Origin of the sequence: Nocardioides sp. Soil777 (assembly GCF_001428425.1) — a bacterium.
GTDB classification, from domain to species: domain Bacteria; phylum Actinomycetota; class Actinomycetes; order Propionibacteriales; family Nocardioidaceae; genus Nocardioides; species Nocardioides terrigena.
In genome coordinates, this window is record NZ_LMSN01000017.1 from 25,934 (window position 1) to 39,885 (window position 13,952).

General features: G+C 71.8%; 17 protein-coding genes. 8 read left to right on the forward strand and 9 right to left on the reverse strand.

Going from position 1 to position 13,952, the window contains the following annotated elements; genetic code table 11:
• The first annotated feature begins 13 nt into the window (after positions 1-13).
• Genes ASG88_RS15325 through ASG88_RS15340 form a run of 4 tightly spaced genes read left to right on the forward strand, consistent with a single transcriptional unit; the run spans position 14 to position 2,058 of the window.
• On the forward strand, positions 14-418 hold the full coding sequence (locus ASG88_RS15325) for a phage holin family protein (protein WP_056888321.1): 405 nt from the start codon (positions 14-16) through the stop codon (positions 416-418).
• Positions 411-656, forward strand: a complete 246-nt coding sequence (locus tag ASG88_RS15330; protein ID WP_200956471.1) for a DUF3618 domain-containing protein — start codon at positions 411-413, stop codon at positions 654-656. The genes ASG88_RS15325 and ASG88_RS15330 overlap by 8 nt, the downstream gene beginning before the upstream one ends.
• Entirely contained in the window at positions 653-1,741 is a 1,089-nt protein-coding gene (locus ASG88_RS15335; RefSeq protein ID WP_056888613.1) for a YihY/virulence factor BrkB family protein, read from the forward strand. The genes ASG88_RS15330 and ASG88_RS15335 overlap by 4 nt, the downstream gene beginning before the upstream one ends.
• The gene (locus tag ASG88_RS15340) at positions 1,738-2,058 is read left to right on the forward strand and encodes a hypothetical protein (RefSeq protein WP_200956472.1); all 321 of its coding nucleotides are present in this window, start codon (positions 1,738-1,740) and stop codon (positions 2,056-2,058) included. Before ASG88_RS15335 ends, ASG88_RS15340 begins: the two co-directional genes overlap by 4 nt.
• 3 nt (positions 2,059-2,061) lie before the next feature.
• On the opposite strand, the gene ASG88_RS15345 is transcribed toward ASG88_RS15340, so the two are convergent.
• The 6 genes from ASG88_RS15345 to ASG88_RS15370 all read right to left on the reverse strand — a co-directional run bounded on the left by ASG88_RS15345 (position 2,062) and on the right by ASG88_RS15370 (position 8,278).
• On the reverse strand, positions 2,062-3,330 hold the full coding sequence (locus ASG88_RS15345) for a deoxyguanosinetriphosphate triphosphohydrolase (RefSeq protein WP_056888323.1): 1,269 nt from the start codon (positions 3,328-3,330) through the stop codon (positions 2,062-2,064).
• Between the two features lie 132 nt (positions 3,331-3,462).
• Positions 3,463-4,386: a hypothetical protein gene (locus ASG88_RS15350; protein ID WP_157559768.1), complete on the reverse strand. Its 924-nt coding sequence runs from the start codon at positions 4,384-4,386 to the stop codon at positions 3,463-3,465.
• A 207-nt stretch (positions 4,387-4,593) separates the two neighbouring features.
• Positions 4,594-5,745 carry a tRNA dihydrouridine synthase DusB gene (gene dusB, locus ASG88_RS15355; protein WP_056888325.1) on the reverse strand — a complete coding sequence of 384 codons (1,152 nt, stop codon included), beginning with the start codon at positions 5,743-5,745 and terminating at the stop codon, positions 4,594-4,596.
• Positions 5,746-5,767: 22 nt separating this feature from the next.
• Entirely contained in the window at positions 5,768-6,421 is a 654-nt protein-coding gene (locus tag ASG88_RS15360; protein ID WP_056888326.1) for a hypothetical protein, read from the reverse strand.
• Between the two features lie 52 nt (positions 6,422-6,473).
• Positions 6,474-7,874, reverse strand: coding sequence for a glycine--tRNA ligase (locus ASG88_RS15365; protein WP_056888327.1), 1,401 nt, complete (start codon positions 7,872-7,874; stop codon positions 6,474-6,476).
• Positions 7,875-7,963: 89 nt separating this feature from the next.
• Positions 7,964-8,278 (reverse strand): antibiotic biosynthesis monooxygenase, encoded by a 315-nt coding sequence (locus tag ASG88_RS15370; protein WP_056888328.1) that lies wholly within the window; start codon positions 8,276-8,278, stop codon positions 7,964-7,966.
• Positions 8,279-8,355: 77 nt separating this feature from the next.
• Here ASG88_RS15370 and ASG88_RS15375 point away from each other — a divergent pair, with 77 nt between their 5' ends.
• Genes ASG88_RS15375 through ASG88_RS15390 form a run of 4 tightly spaced genes read left to right on the forward strand, consistent with a single transcriptional unit; the run spans position 8,356 to position 11,522 of the window.
• Positions 8,356-9,312 (forward strand): metal ABC transporter substrate-binding protein, encoded by a 957-nt coding sequence (locus tag ASG88_RS15375; protein ID WP_056888329.1) that lies wholly within the window; start codon positions 8,356-8,358, stop codon positions 9,310-9,312.
• Entirely contained in the window at positions 9,306-10,109 is an 804-nt protein-coding gene (locus tag ASG88_RS15380; protein WP_056888330.1) for a metal ABC transporter ATP-binding protein, read from the forward strand. The genes ASG88_RS15375 and ASG88_RS15380 overlap by 7 nt, the downstream gene beginning before the upstream one ends.
• Entirely contained in the window at positions 10,106-11,140 is a 1,035-nt protein-coding gene (locus tag ASG88_RS15385; protein WP_056888331.1) for a metal ABC transporter permease, read from the forward strand. Before ASG88_RS15380 ends, ASG88_RS15385 begins: the two co-directional genes overlap by 4 nt.
• Entirely contained in the window at positions 11,127-11,522 is a 396-nt protein-coding gene (locus tag ASG88_RS15390) for a Fur family transcriptional regulator (RefSeq protein WP_056888332.1), read from the forward strand. The genes ASG88_RS15385 and ASG88_RS15390 overlap by 14 nt, the downstream gene beginning before the upstream one ends.
• Positions 11,523-11,538: 16 nt before the next feature.
• On the opposite strand, the gene ASG88_RS15395 is transcribed toward ASG88_RS15390, so the two are convergent.
• Genes ASG88_RS15395 through ASG88_RS15405 form a run of 3 tightly spaced genes read right to left on the reverse strand, consistent with a single transcriptional unit; the run spans position 11,539 to position 13,950 of the window.
• Positions 11,539-12,318: an isoprenyl transferase gene (locus tag ASG88_RS15395; protein WP_056888333.1), complete on the reverse strand. Its 780-nt coding sequence runs from the start codon at positions 12,316-12,318 to the stop codon at positions 11,539-11,541.
• A gap of 28 nt (positions 12,319-12,346) precedes the next feature.
• A complete protein-coding gene (gene recO, locus ASG88_RS15400) occupies positions 12,347-13,075 on the reverse strand; it encodes a DNA repair protein RecO (RefSeq protein WP_056888334.1) in 729 nt (242 codons plus the stop codon).
• A 17-nt stretch (positions 13,076-13,092) separates the two neighbouring features.
• On the reverse strand, positions 13,093-13,950 hold the full coding sequence (locus ASG88_RS15405; protein WP_056888335.1) for an alpha/beta fold hydrolase: 858 nt from the start codon (positions 13,948-13,950) through the stop codon (positions 13,093-13,095).
• Positions 13,951-13,952: the final 2 nt, after the last annotated feature.

The window sequence follows — 13,952 nt, forward strand, 5'->3', positions numbered from 1 at the left end:
GCACGTTGGAGGCATGACAGATCCACGGACGAACGACGACCCGACCCTGGGGGCGCTGGTCCACCAGCTCACCCAGCAGGTCCCCGACCTCATCCGTTCGGAGATGCGGCTGGCCCAGGCCGAGGTGGCCGAGAAGGGCAAGCGCGCCGGCGTCGGGATCGGCATGTTCAGCGTCGCCGGGCTGCTCGCGTTCTTCGCGATCGGCACCCTCATCGCCACCGCAGTGCTGGCGCTCGCGCTCGTCGTGGACGCCTGGCTGGCGGCCCTCCTCGTGGCGCTCGTGCTCCTCGCCGCGGCCGCCGTCGCCGGACTGATCGGCAAGAGCAAGGTCGCCTCCGCAGGCCCTCCCAAGCCGGAGCGCGCCATGGAGGGCGTCAAGGAGGACATCGCAACCGTGAAGGGTGGACACCGTGCCTGACAACAGGACTCCCGAGCAGATCGAGGCCGAGATCGAGGCCCAGCGGGCCCAGCTCGCCGACACCGTCGACCAGCTCACCGCCAAGCTCGACGTGAAGTCGCAAGCCCGGGCCAAGGTCGCGGACGTCAAGCACCGCGCCACCAGCGACGACGGCGCCCCGCGCCCCGAGGTGCTCGCAGCCGCCGGCTCGTTGCTGGCCATGGCCCTCGTCCTGGTGTGGTGGCGCCACCGCTCATGAGCGGCGACACGCGCACGTCGCGCCATGAGGCCACCACCCCGGACCCCGAGGACGACCGCAAGCCCGACAGCCCGGCGGACCTCGAGAAGCGGTCCTGGATGTACGTCGCGCGCAAGACGTGGCGTGAGTTCAGCGACGACCAGTGCACGGACCTGGCCGCCGCCCTCACCTACTACGCGGTGCTGTCGATCTTCCCGGCCGCCATCGCCCTGACCTCCCTGCTCGGGCTGGTCGGCCAGGCCGAGGAGTCGGTGGACACGGTCCTGGAGGTCCTGGACCCGCTCGTGTCCGAAGACATGTTGGGGACGATCGAGCCCGCGCTGAGCACCATCTCGCAGTCGCAGAGCGCCGGGCTCGCCCTGCTCCTCGGCCTCGCCGGCGCACTGTGGACGGCCTCCGGCTACGTCGGTGCCTTCGGACGGGCGATGAACCGCATCTACGAGATCCCCGAGGGTCGTCCGTTCTGGAAGCTGCGGCCGATCATGCTCATCATCACCGTGGTCGCCCTGGCCCTGATGGCGGCCGTGCTGCTGATGCTCGTCGTCTCCGGACCCGTGGCCGAGTCCATCGGCAACGTGATCGGGCTCGGCGACGCGGCCCTGACGGCGTGGGGCATCGCCAAGTGGCCGGTGCTGGGTCTCACCGTCGTGCTGATCGTGGCCCTGCTCTACTACGCCACGCCCAACGTGAAGCAGCCCAAGTTCCGGTGGATCTCCGTCGGTGCTCTCGTGGCGATCGTCGTGTGGGTGCTCGCGTCGGTCGCGTTCGGGTTCTACGTCGCCAACTTCGCGTCGTACAACAAGACCTACGGCTCCCTGGCCGGCGTCATCGTGGCCCTGCTCTACCTGTGGTTGACCAACCTCGCGCTGCTCTTCGGCGCCGAGGTCGACTCCGAGCTCGAGCGCGGCCGACAGCTCCAGGCCGGCATCGCCGCCGAGGAGGAGCTCCAGCTCCCGGCCCGCGACACCCGCACCATCCGCAAGGCGGAGAAGAAGGAGGCCGAGGACATCGCCCGCGGCCGCCGGATCCGCGAACAGCACGATGACACTCCCCCGCATGACCCCCACCGAGAGGAAACACCATGAAGAAGCTGTTGGTACTCGTCGCAGGCGGGATCGGCTACGTGCTCGGCACGCGAGCAGGCCGTGAGCGCTACGAGCAGATCAAGGGCATGGCCGTGAAGGTCAAGGAGGACCCGCGCGTCCAGGACGCCGCCCACCAGGCGGCGGACACCGCCAAGGCCCAGGCACCCGTCGTCAAGGACAAGGTCACCGCGGCGGCCAGCGCTGCCGCCGACAAGGTCAAGCCCTCGGGCAGCCACGACTCCGACCTGGAGTCGCAGCTCAACCCCGACAACGTGGCGCTGCAGGACAACCCGTACCCCCAGGGCAACCTGCCCTGACGGTCAGCCGACCAGGACGGCGTGGCGCGACACCGCGCTCGCATCGGTGAGCGACGCCACCTGGTCGACGACCACGCGGCGGCGGGCGGCATCGTCGTCCGCCGCCGCCCAGTCGTCGGCGAACGGACGGTCGAGCGCGTCGGCCCCCCGCTCCCACAGCGCCGCGAACAGCTCGGCCAGCAGCAGCCGCTGACGCTCCATGAGCGACAACCGGTCGGTGGCCTGCATGACGTAGTGGGCCGCGATCCCCTTGAGGATGCCGATCTCCACCAGGGTCGCGTGCGGAACCACGAGCTCGGCCCGGTGGCGCCCGAGCGGGCCGTCGGCCGCCGCGAAGGTGGCGGCCTGGACGCTGCCGCAGAAGCGGCCGATCAGGTCGCTGGTGAGGTTCTTGATCGCGGCGAGGTCGCGCCGCGTCCCGGCGTAGGCCGACGTGGGCCAGCTCTCCTGGCGTCGCATCGAGGCGAGCGCCGCGGACAGCTCGTCGTCGGTGGAGTCCGGGAGGTACCACGCACGGACCGTCTCCCAGAGCGCGTCGAGGTCGAGCCGGGTCAGCTCGAGGCGCCCGGCCACGATCCCGTCCTCCACGTCGTGCACGGAGTAGGCCACGTCGTCGGCGAGGTCCATGACCTGCGCCTCCACGCACTGGCGGCGTCCGGTGACGCCCTCGCGCACCCAGTCGAAGACCGGGGCGTCGTCGTCGTAGACACCGAACTTGACGACGAAGCGCGGCGTGCCGTCGGCGTGCACCCCGCCGGGACCGGGGGCCCCGTCACGGGACCACGGGTACTTGGTGCAGGCGTCGAGGGTGGCCCGGGTGAGGTTGAGCCCCACCGAGGCGCCCGAGGCGTCGAAGGTCTTCGCCTCCAGGCGCGACAGCAGCCTCAGGGTCTGGGCGTTGCCCTCGAAGCCGCCGCAGTCCTGGCTCAGCTCCGCGAGCACCCGCTCGCCGTTGTGGCCGAACGGCGGGTGGCCCAGGTCGTGGGCCAGCGCCGCCGTCTCGGTGATGTCGGGGTGGCAGCCCAGCGCGCGGGCCAGGTCGCGGGCGACCTGCGCCACCTCGAGGCTGTGGGTGAGCCGGTTGCGGACGAAGTCGTCGGTCTGCGGCCCGACCACCTGGGTCTTGGCCGCGAGCCGGCGAGACGCAGCGGCGTGCACCACCCGGGCGCGGTCGCGCTCGAAGGCGGTGCGCACGGGGGCGTCGACCCGCTTGGGCGGCTCGTCCACCACGCGGGCGCGGTCGTGCTCGTCGTACAGCTCGTCGGGTGTCATCGCCCGCGAGCCTAGTGACAACGACCGACGGGGCCCGACCCCGCTCCACCAGCGGCGTCGAACCCCGTCGTCACGTGCGGGTCGTGCGTGCGGCAGCGTGGCGCCGAAGGCGACACGCTCGCACCAAACAGATCAGTACACGGTGACGTGGACGTGGTCGTAGTGGTTGGCGGTCGTGGAGCCACGGTCGGACATGTAGCGCCAGCCCTCGCCGCTCCGCTCGACCGACCACATCTTCTGGGAGTAGATGATGTACTCGATGCCGAGCGAGGAGTAGTTGGCCCGAAGGAACTCGGCGATGGCCCAGCCGGTCTCGCCGCTGACCATGATGTCGATCGCGCGGCCCTCGCCGTGCTCGCCGTCGCTGCGCCACGTGCCGTACGACGTGATCTCGGGCCAGTTGGCACAGACCACGTCGTGGATCTCGTACAGCGAGGGGCTGCCGGCGTCGATGACCGAGCCGTTGGTGCACTGGCCGCCGAGGGCCGGGCCGGTCTCGGGCTTCTCGTCGGCGAGGTAGCCGGCGGTCACCCACCGGGACTGCCCACCGACGACGACCTCGACGCGGTCACCGTCCTTGCGGCCGGTCACGAGGACCTTCTCGAGGCCCTCGACGAGGCCGACGTTGCGGGCGTCGCCGTCGGCACTCGTCCACAGGTTGAGCTCGGTGGTCGTCCAGAGCCGGGTGTCGGCGCTCCGGACGGCCCGGAGCGTGGCCTGCTGCTCCTGGCGGGCCTCGCGCTTGGCTTCCTGCTTGGCTTCTCGCTTGGCGTCTCGGCGCGCCTCCTGGCGGGCCTCGGCACGAGCGTCCTGACGACGCTCGGAACGCGACACGACGTCACCGCGCGGGGCGACGCCCGAGGCGGAGATGCCGGCGGCGGCACTGCTCGACGAGGCGAGCAGGTCCTCCGCTCCGGGGACGGAGGGGTTGGAGGTCATGACACCCACGGCGACGGCGGAGAGGGTCGCGAGAACTGCGACGGGTCCGGCCACCTGGATGGCTGAGGGCATGGTGCGGCGGGCATTGGCGTCCCGCGTGTGGCGATGCTGAGCCACAGCGTTGATCCTTTGCTGTTGCGTGCAGGGGGATGCTGACCGACTCTCGAGCCTGTGAGGGCCTCGGGGGGAGAGGCGGGCAGAACGACGAGTGAAGCACAGGATTTCTGGCCTGTCCCAATTCTCGGTTGAGATTTCTACCGTGTCCCCGGTCACCGGGCCGACACCGCACCGCTTTCCCGCCGACACCACTCCGACACCGGAGCGTTATCCCCCCGTGACCTCGAGCGCGTCCTCGCGGACGTGGAGGTCGCGTCCGTCTGCGTCGTCGAGCCACCCCTCGGGCAGCACGACCCGCTTGCGCGGCGCCCCCTGCCGACCCCGTGGCGTGCCCAGCTCTCCGACCGGGAACCCCTCGTCCGGGTCGAGGTCGGCGAGCAGGTCGTCGAGGGTGTCGAGCGACGAGACCAGCGCCAGCCGGTGCCGGAGGTCGCCGCCGGCCCGGAAGCCCTTGAGGTACCACGTGACGTGCTTGCGGAACTCCTTGCAGCCGCGCTCCTCCCCCATGTGCTCGCTCAGCAGCTCGGCATGGCGGCGCATCATCGCCGACACCTCGCCGAGGGTGGGCAGGGTCGCCACCTGCTGCCCGGTGAAGGCGGCGGCGAGGTCGCGGAAGAGCCACGGCCGTCCGAGGCAGCCGCGACCGACCACCACACCGGCGACACCGGTCTCCTCGACCATGCGTACCGCGTCGGCGGCCTCCCAGATGTCGCCGTTGCCGAGGACCGGGATGTCGACGCTGGCCGCCAGCTCGGCGATGGCGTCCCAGTCGGCCTGGCCGGAGTAGGCCTGCTCGACGGTGCGACCGTGCAGGGCGATCGCCGCCACGCCGGACTCCTGGGCGATGCGGCCGGCGTCGAGGTAGGTGAGGTGGTCGTCGTCGAGCCCCTTGCGGGTCTTCATCGTGACCGGCACGTCGTACGGCGTGGCGGCTGCCACCGCCGCCTTGAGGATGTCGGCGAGCAGGCCGCGCTTCCACGGCAGCGCGCCCCCGCCGCCCTTGCGGGTCACCTTGGGGACCGGGCAGCCGAAGTTGAGGTCGACGTGCGCGACGCCGTACTCCTCGCACAAGACCTGCACGGCCCGGCCGACGTAGTGCGGGTCGGTGCCGTAGAGCTGGACGGACCGGATCGTCTCGAGCTCGTCGAAGACGAGCATCTTGCGCGTCGTCTCGTCGCCCTCGACGAGGCCACGCGAGGTGATCATCTCGCAGACGTACAGCCCGGCCCCCTGCTCCGCGCAGAGCCGCCGGTAGGCGGCGTTGGTGATCCCGGCCATCGGCGCGAGCACGACGGGGGTGTCGACGGTGACGGCCCCGCCGCCCGGGGAGCGCAGGGTCAGGGACGACGGCAGGGACATGGCCCCATTGTCGCGCGTGGGATCAGGGCCGGCGACGGGAGGGGCGCTCGCGGTCCGCGGGCTCAGGCTCGCCGGTCCAGGTGATGGCCTCCACGTCGGGGGTCGGCTGGAAGGCCATGGCGTCGTACGTCGACCCGGCGCGCGCGAAGAAGACGAGGCACTTGCTGCGGCTGTCCCCCGGCGTGAAGGCCCGGGGCAGCGGCCGGGACCGGCACGAGGCGAACGGCTCCTCGAAGCCCCACGGCGGCCCCAGGGTGTCGGAGGTGTCGAGCAGGTAGAGCGGCACGTCCAGCCCGCCGAGGTCGGTGTCGCCGACGTTGGCGACCGTCACGTCCACGTAGTAGGGCTGCGCCCCCGCGACGGTGCCGGACGCGACCAGTCCGTCGAAGTCCGCGGTCGCGGCCTCACGAACGGCGTCGACCCGCAGCTCGAGCACCCCCTCGAGATCCGCCGAGGACCTCCACACGACCGTCGCAGCGTCCCCGAGGGCGAGCACCGTGCCGGGCTCGGTGGTGGCGACGTCGGCGGCGGCCGAGTCGGCGGTCGGCTCGCCGGCCGGGGTCGATGCCCCGGCGTCCGGCGTACGGTCCCCGGGCGTCCCGTCGTCGGACGAGCACGCCCCGAGCGCGACCAGCGCGCCGGTGCACGCCCACGCGACCAGCCCGAGACGCCTCATGCGGGCATTGTGCACCCGCACTCCGGCCGGCGGTCCCGGGAACCGCCGCGGGTCAGCAGCCGATGAGCCGCTCGGCGAACCAGCGCGTGATGCCGTCGAGGCTGACCCGCTCCTGGGTCATGGTGTCCCGCTCGCGGACGGTGACCGCGTTGTCGTCGAGGGTCTCGAAGTCGACGGTGACGCAGAACGGCGTACCGATCTCGTCCTGGCGGCGGTAACGACGGCCGATCGCGCCGGAGTCGTCGAAGTCGACGTTCCAGTTCTGGCGCAGCTCGGCGGCGAGGGCCTTGGCCTTGGGCGAGAGGTCGGCGTTGCGGCTCAGCGGCAGGACCGCGACCTTGACCGGGGCCAGGCGCGGGTCGAGCTTGAGCACGACGCGCTTGTCGACGCCGCCCTTGGTGTTGGGGGCCTCGTCCTCGGTGTAGGCGTCGATGAGGAACGCCATCAGGCTGCGGGTGAGGCCGGCCGCCGGCTCGATGACGTAGGGCATGTAGCGCTCGTTGCTGGCCTGGTCGAAGTAGGACAGGTCCTTGCCGGAGAACTCGCTGTGCTGCTTGAGGTCGAAGTCTGTGCGGTTGGCGACGCCCTCGAGCTCCTCGAAGTCGCGGCTGGAGAAGCCGAAGCGGTACTCGATGTCGACGGTGCGCTTGGAGTAGTGCGAGAGCTTCTCGGCCGGGTGCTCGTAGTGGCGCAGGTTGTCGGGGTTGATCCCCAGGTCGACGTACCACTGCGTGCGCTGGTCGATCCAGTGCTGGTGCCACTCCTCGTCCTCGCCGGGCTTGACGAAGAACTCCATCTCCATCTGCTCGAACTCGCGGGTGCGGAAGATGAAGTTGCCGGGCGTGATCTCGTTGCGGAAGCTCTTGCCCATCTGGGCGATGCCGAACGGTGGCTTCTGGCGGCTGCTCGTCACCACGTTGGCGAAGTTGAGGAAGATGCCCTGCGCGGTCTCGGGGCGCAGGTAGTGCAGGCCCGACTCGTCCTCGATGACGCCGAGGTAGGTCTTGAGCATCATGTTGAAGTTGCGCGACTCGGTCCACGCGGCGCGGGTGCCGCAGTTGGGACAGGCCACCGACTCGTTGATGTCGACCGTGTCCGGGTCGTCGATGCCCTTCTTGGCCGCGTAGTCCTCCTGGAGGTGGTCCTCGCGGAAGCGCTTGTGGCACGACTGGCACTCGGTGAGCGGGTCGCTGAAGGTGCTGAGGTGGCCCGAGGCCTCCCACGTGCGCGTCGGCAGGATGACGCTCGAGTCGAGGCCGACGACGTCCTCGCGACGGGTGACCATGAACTTCCACCACTGCCGCTTGATGTTCTCCTTGAGCTCCACGCCCAGGGGGCCGTAGTCCCAGGCGGACCGGGTGCCGCCGTAGATCTCACCGCAGGGGTAGACGAAACCGCGACGCTTCGCGAGGGAGACGACGTTGTCCAGGGCGGTGGGGGCGGGCTTGGCCACGATGAATTCCTTGGGAGAGAGGACAGGCCGGCTGGCTGCCGGTCGGTGTCACCACCCTATCGACGGCCGGCCACGGGATTTCGCGGGGCTCAGGCGCGCGGGATGTCGACGTTGAGGTCGCTGCCGGGCTCGACGACCTCGTAGGCGCTGGGCTCGTCCAGCGCGCGGCTCAGCGTCGGCACGGCGTGCAGCTTGACGTCGTACGACGACAGCGCGCGGCGGTAGGCGCCCACGTGCTCCCAGCGGGTGGTGAGCACCCAGAGCTCGGGGTCGTCGACGTTGCGACCGACCGTGCCGGCGAGGTAGCCGGGCCGGGCGGCCAGCGCAGCATGGGCGGCGTCGATGCCCGCCCGGAAGTCGCCGGAGTCGGCGGTGGGGACACGGAACCTCGAGACGACCAGCACCCGCCGATCATAGGGACCGTGACCACGAGCGGTTCGCGGAGTTGACAATCATTCTCATTGTGCTGAGAATCGTTCTCATGTTGCCGTTCGCCACCCGTTCCCGTGTCCTCCCGCTCGTCGCTGCCTCAGCCCTCCTCCTTGCCGGGTGCGGCGGCTCGGACGGTGCGTCGGACGTGGGGTCCGACCGCCAGGCCGTGGCCGCGTTCTACCCCCTGGCGTGGGTCACGGAGCGGGTGGCGGGCGACGACTGGGAGGTCACCAACCTCACCCAGCCCGGCGGAGAGCCGCACGACCTCGAGCTGGGCATCACGCAGACGGCCGACCTCGACGAGGCCGACGTCGTCGTCTTCGAGCACGAGTTCCAGCCGGCCGTCGACGAGGCCATCGACAACGTCTCGGACGCGGTCGTCGTGGACGCCGCCGAGGCGGTGGAGCTGCGCACGTTCGAGGAGCAGCACGCCGACGACGAGCACGCCTCGGAGGAGGAGCACTCCGAGGGCGACGGGCACGACCACGGCGCCTCCGACCCGCACTTCTGGCAGGACCCGCTGCTGATGGCCGACCTGGCCGACGCGGTCGCCGACGGCCTGGCCGAGGTCGACCCGGACGGTGCCGCGGCCTACCGCGGCAACGCCGAGGCCCTGCGCACCGAACTCGAGGCCCTGGACGACGACTTCTCCGAGGTCCTCGCCTCGTGCGAGCGCGACACGGTCGTCGTGAGCCACGAGGCCTTCGGCTACCTCGAGCGGTACGGGTTGCACTTCGAGGGCATCGCCGGTCTCTCCCCCGACGCCGAGCCGACGCCGGCCGTGCTGGCCGAGCTCGAGGACCTCATCGCCGACGAGGGCATCACCACCGTCTTCTCCGAGCGCCTGGCCTCGCCGGCGATGGCCGAGAGCCTCGCCTCCGACACCGGGGTGGAGACCGCGGTGCTCGATCCGATCGAGGGACCCGGGGAGGGTGACGACGCGAGCGACTACGTTGCTCTCATGCAGCAGAACCTCGCCGCGCTCCAGCGAGCCAACGGATGCTGAACGCCGCGGGCACCCCGGTCGTCGAGGCACGCGACGTCACCGTCGCGATCGGCGGCCGGCCGGTGCTGCGCGGCAACGACCTGATCGTCCGGCAGGGTGAGTTCGTCGCCCTGATGGGGGCGAACGGGTCCGGCAAGAGCACGCTGGTGCGTGCCCTGATCGGCCTGCGCCCCCTGACCCAGGGCTCCGTCCTGCTCTTCGGCACCCCGCTGCACGACTTCGGGGACCGGCACCGGATCGGCTTCGTCCCGCAGCGGGGCACGGCCACCGGCGGGGTGCCGGCCAGCGTCCGCGAGGTGGTGTCCTCGGGCCGCCTGAGTCGCCGCCGCCTGCTGCGCCCCGCGGGCCGCGCGGACCGCGTCGCCATCGAGGACGCCCTCGAGGTCGTGGGACTGGCGGACAAGGCCGGCGACGGCGTCTCCACCCTCTCCGGCGGCCAGCAGCAGCGGGTGCTCATCGCCCGCGCGCTCGCGGGCGAGCCCGAGCTCTTCTTCCTCGACGAGCCGACCGCCGGCGTCGACCTGCCCAACCAGCTCGCGCTCGCCGACGCCCTGCGCACCCTGTCGGGCCGCGGCGCCACCGTCGTCCTGGTCGCCCACGAGCTCGGCCCGCTCGAGCCGCTCGTCGACCGGGCGGTCGTCATGCGGGACGGCCGGATCGCGTACGACGGCATCCCGCTCTCGCACGAGGACGTGCACGGCCACCACCACCCGGTCGACGCCCGGCACGACCACGCGCCCCACGTCGGCTCCCCCTTCGACACGATGTCGCACGACCCGCAGGAGGGTGGCCGATGAGCCTCGCCGAGCTGGCCGACCTCCTGGGTCGCGACTTCATGCAGCGCGCGCTGCTCGCGGCGCTGCTGACCGGACTGGCGGCGCCCGCCATCGGCACCTTCCTCGTGCAGCGCCGGCTGGCCCTGCTGGGAGACGGGATCGGCCACGTGGCCGTCACCGGTGTCGCGCTCGGGCTGCTCACCGGGGCCTCCCCGACGTGGACGGCGGTGGTCGTGGCGATCCTGGGCGCCGTGCTCATCGAGGTGATCCGCGAGCAGGGACACACCAACGGAGACGTCGCGCTCGCACTGCTCTTCTACGGCGGCCTGGCCGGCGGCGTGCTCATCACCGGCCTCGCCGGCGAGGGCGCCGCCAGCCTGCAGGTCTACCTGTTCGGCTCCGTGACGAGCATCAGCTCCACCGAGGTCTGGTACACCGCCGGGCTGGCGGTGGTCGTCCTGACGCTCACCCTCGGCCTGCTCCCGCAGCTGTTCGCGGTCGCCTCCGACCCCGACTTCGCCCGGGTCATGGGGCTGCGCGTGCGGTTCTACAACCTGCTCGTGGCGGTGCTGGCCGCGGTCAGCGTCACCGTCGCGATGCGCACGGTGGGGCTGTTGCTGGTCTCGGCCCTCATGGTCGTGCCGGTCGCCACGTCGCAGCAGCTCGCCCGGTCCTTCCGCACGACGCTGCTGGCCGCGATGGTCCTCGGCGCGGTCGCAGCGGTCGGCGGCCTGGTCATCAGCGCCTGGCTGTCCGGGCAGGCCACCGTGGCACCCGGCCCCTCGATCGTCCTGCTCGCGCTGGCGATGTTCGTCGCCACCTGGCCGGTCGGCGTGTGGTTGCGCCGGCGTCGTCGCCTCGCCGAGCCGTTCCCGATCCTGGCGGTCGACTCCCCCGACCAGCACCGGGTCGCCGGCCACACCGACGACGAGCACCCCCACGAGCACGGCGACGACTGCGGGCACCCCGCGGTCCGGCACGGCGACCACGTCGACTACGTCCACGACGGCCACCGGCACGCGCCCCACGGAGAGCACTATGACGAGCACTGACCGCCAGCCGCTGCGCCCCACCCGGCAGCGGATCGCCGTGACCGAGGCCCTCGCCTCGTTCGACGACTTCCGCAGCGCCCAGGAGATCCACGACCTCCTCGACCGGCGCGGCGCCAAGGTCGGGCTCGCGACGGTCTACCGGACCCTCCAGCGGCTGAGCGAGTCGCACGAGGTCGACATGCTGCGGACCGAGGACGGCGAGGCCGTCTACCGCCGCTGCTCCGACACGCACCACCACCACCTCGTCTGCCGCGAGTGCGGGGCCACGGTGGAGATCGAGGGCCCGGCCGTCGAGCGCTGGACCACCGCGATGGCCGCCGAGCACGGCTTCGCCGACGTCTCGCACACGCTGGAGATCTTCGGCACCTGCCCGCGGCACTGACCCCGCGGCGTACGCCTCAGGTCGCGTTGGGCAGCGCGCCACCGTAGCGGCGGTCGCGACGCGCGTACTGCTCGACGGCCTGCCACAGGTGGCGCCGGTCGACGTCGGGCCAGAGCACGTCGGTGAAGACGAGCTCGCTGTAGGCCGCCTGCCAGAGCATGAAGTTGGACAGCCGCTGCTCCCCCGACGTGCGCCACACGAGGTCGGCGTCGGAGAGCTCGGGCACGTAGAGGTGCCGGGCGAAGGTGCGGGCGTCGATCTTGTCGGGATCGAGGCGCCCCTCGGCCACGGCCCTGCCCATCGACCGGGCGGCGTCGACGAGCTCGGAGCGGCCGCCGTAGTTGACGCACATGGTGAGGGTGAGCACGTCGTTGTCGCGGGTCATCTCCTCGGCGACCCGGAGCTCCTTGACCACCGACTTCCACAGCCGCGGCGCCCGGCCGGCCCAACGGACCCGCACGCCGAGCTCGTGCATCTCGTCGCGGCGGCGGCGGATGACGTCGCGGTTGAAGCCCATGAGGAACTTGACCTCGTCGGGCGAGCGCGACCAGTTCTCGGTGGAGAAGGCGTAGGCGGAGATCGCCTTGACACCGATCTCGATGGCGCCCTCGACGACGTCGAAGAGCGAGCTCTCGCCCTGCTCGTGCCCCTTGGTGCGTGGCAGCCCGCGATCCTTGGCCCAGCGGCCGTTGCCGTCCATCACGATGGCGACGTGGCGCGGCACGAGGTCGGCGGGCACGGCAGGGGGCCGGGCGCCGCTGGGGTGCGGGGTCGGCGGTCGGACGCTTCGCTTCACGGGACGAACCCTAGTCAGGCGCGACGCGTCAGCGCTCGACGTACGCCATCGAGCGCAGCCCGCGCTCGACGTGCCAGGCGAGGTAGGCCGCGACCAGCGAGCTGGCCTCCTTGAGGTGGCGCGGCTCGGCGGCGTGCACCAGCGGCCAGTCGCCGGTGAGCAGGGCCGCGCCGAGGAGCAGCGTCTCCTCGGCCGGGGTGGCCGATCCGGGCAGCTTGCACAGCCGGCACAGCACACCGCCCGCCGACGGGTTGAAGTAGCGGTGCGGGCCCTCGACGCCGCAGGAGACGCAGTGGTCGAAGGACGGCGCCCAGCCCGCCACCGACAGCGAGCGCAGCAGGTAGGAGTCGCGCACCTGGCCGGCCTCGTGCTCGCCTCCCGCCATCGCGCGCAGGCCGCCGACGAGGAGCAGGAACTGCTGGACCGCGGGCTCCTTCTCCTCGGTGACCAGCCGCTCGGCGGTCTCGAGCATCACGGTGCCCGACGTGTAGCGCTCGTAGTCGAGCCCGAGCCGGGAGTGGAAGGGGTCGATCGTCTCGGCCTGGGTGATCGTGTCGAGGTTGCGGCCCTCGGCGAGCTGGAGGTCGACGTGGTTGAAGGGCTCCAGCCGCGAGCCCCAGCGCGACGACGTACGCCGCACCCCGCGCGCCACCGCACGGACCCGGCCGTGGTGGCGGGTCAGCAGGGTGATGATGCGGTCGGCCTCACCCAGCTTGTGGGTGCGCAGCACGACCGCCTCGTCGCGGTAGAGGGGCACCCGGCCATTCTGCCCCGTCAGGGGGTACGACGCCGCGCGCCCCGCGGGGAGTCCCAGCACGAGCGCGCGAAGCCGGCCGCCAGGGTGTTGAGCCGCTCGGGCGCAGACCGCCACTCCAGGATGCTGCGGGCCCGGACGAACTGCGCGTTCGGCATCTCCGCCGCCAGCATGGCGGCGTCGGCGGCCGGGTGGATCGGGTCGGCCGGGTGGCCGACGACCAGCGCCGGGACCTGGATGGCCCGTCGCTGCGCCGATGACGGCGCGACCCGTCCGAAGAAGATCCCGTGCACGGCGGCGGCCATCGGAGCCGCCTGCTGGTTGCAGGTGTCGAGCCCGATCCCCACCCAGAACGGCACCAGACCGCGCGGGACGGGCCGGGTCACCCAGCGCAGCGCCGAGACGGTCAGGGGCATGAAGCGGGCGGCGAACAGCAGCGGCGCGAAGGCCATGATCCCGGCCTCGAGGGCGTTGTCGAGGACCGGCATCTCCAGCAGCAGCCCGCGGACCCGCCCGGGGGCCAGCACCGCGACCTCGAGCGACACGTTGGCCCCCAGCGAGGTGCCGCCGATGATCGCCTGCTCGGCACCGAGGTGGTCGAGCAGGGCGACCACCTGCTCGCCGAAGGCGGTCATCGAGTAGGACAACGGGTCCGCCGGCCGGTCGGAGCGGCCGTGCCCGAGCAGGTCGAGGGTCACCACGTGGAGACCCTCGGCGGCGAGGGCGCGCGCGAGCGGCTGGTGCATCCGGCGCGGCATCAGCTGGCCGTGCAGGAGCACCACCCAGGCGTCGCCCGAGCCGTACTCGGTGTACTCGAGCCGGTCGCGTCCCCCGGCGTGCTCGAGGAAGAACTGGCCGATCCGCTCGCTGACCAACATGG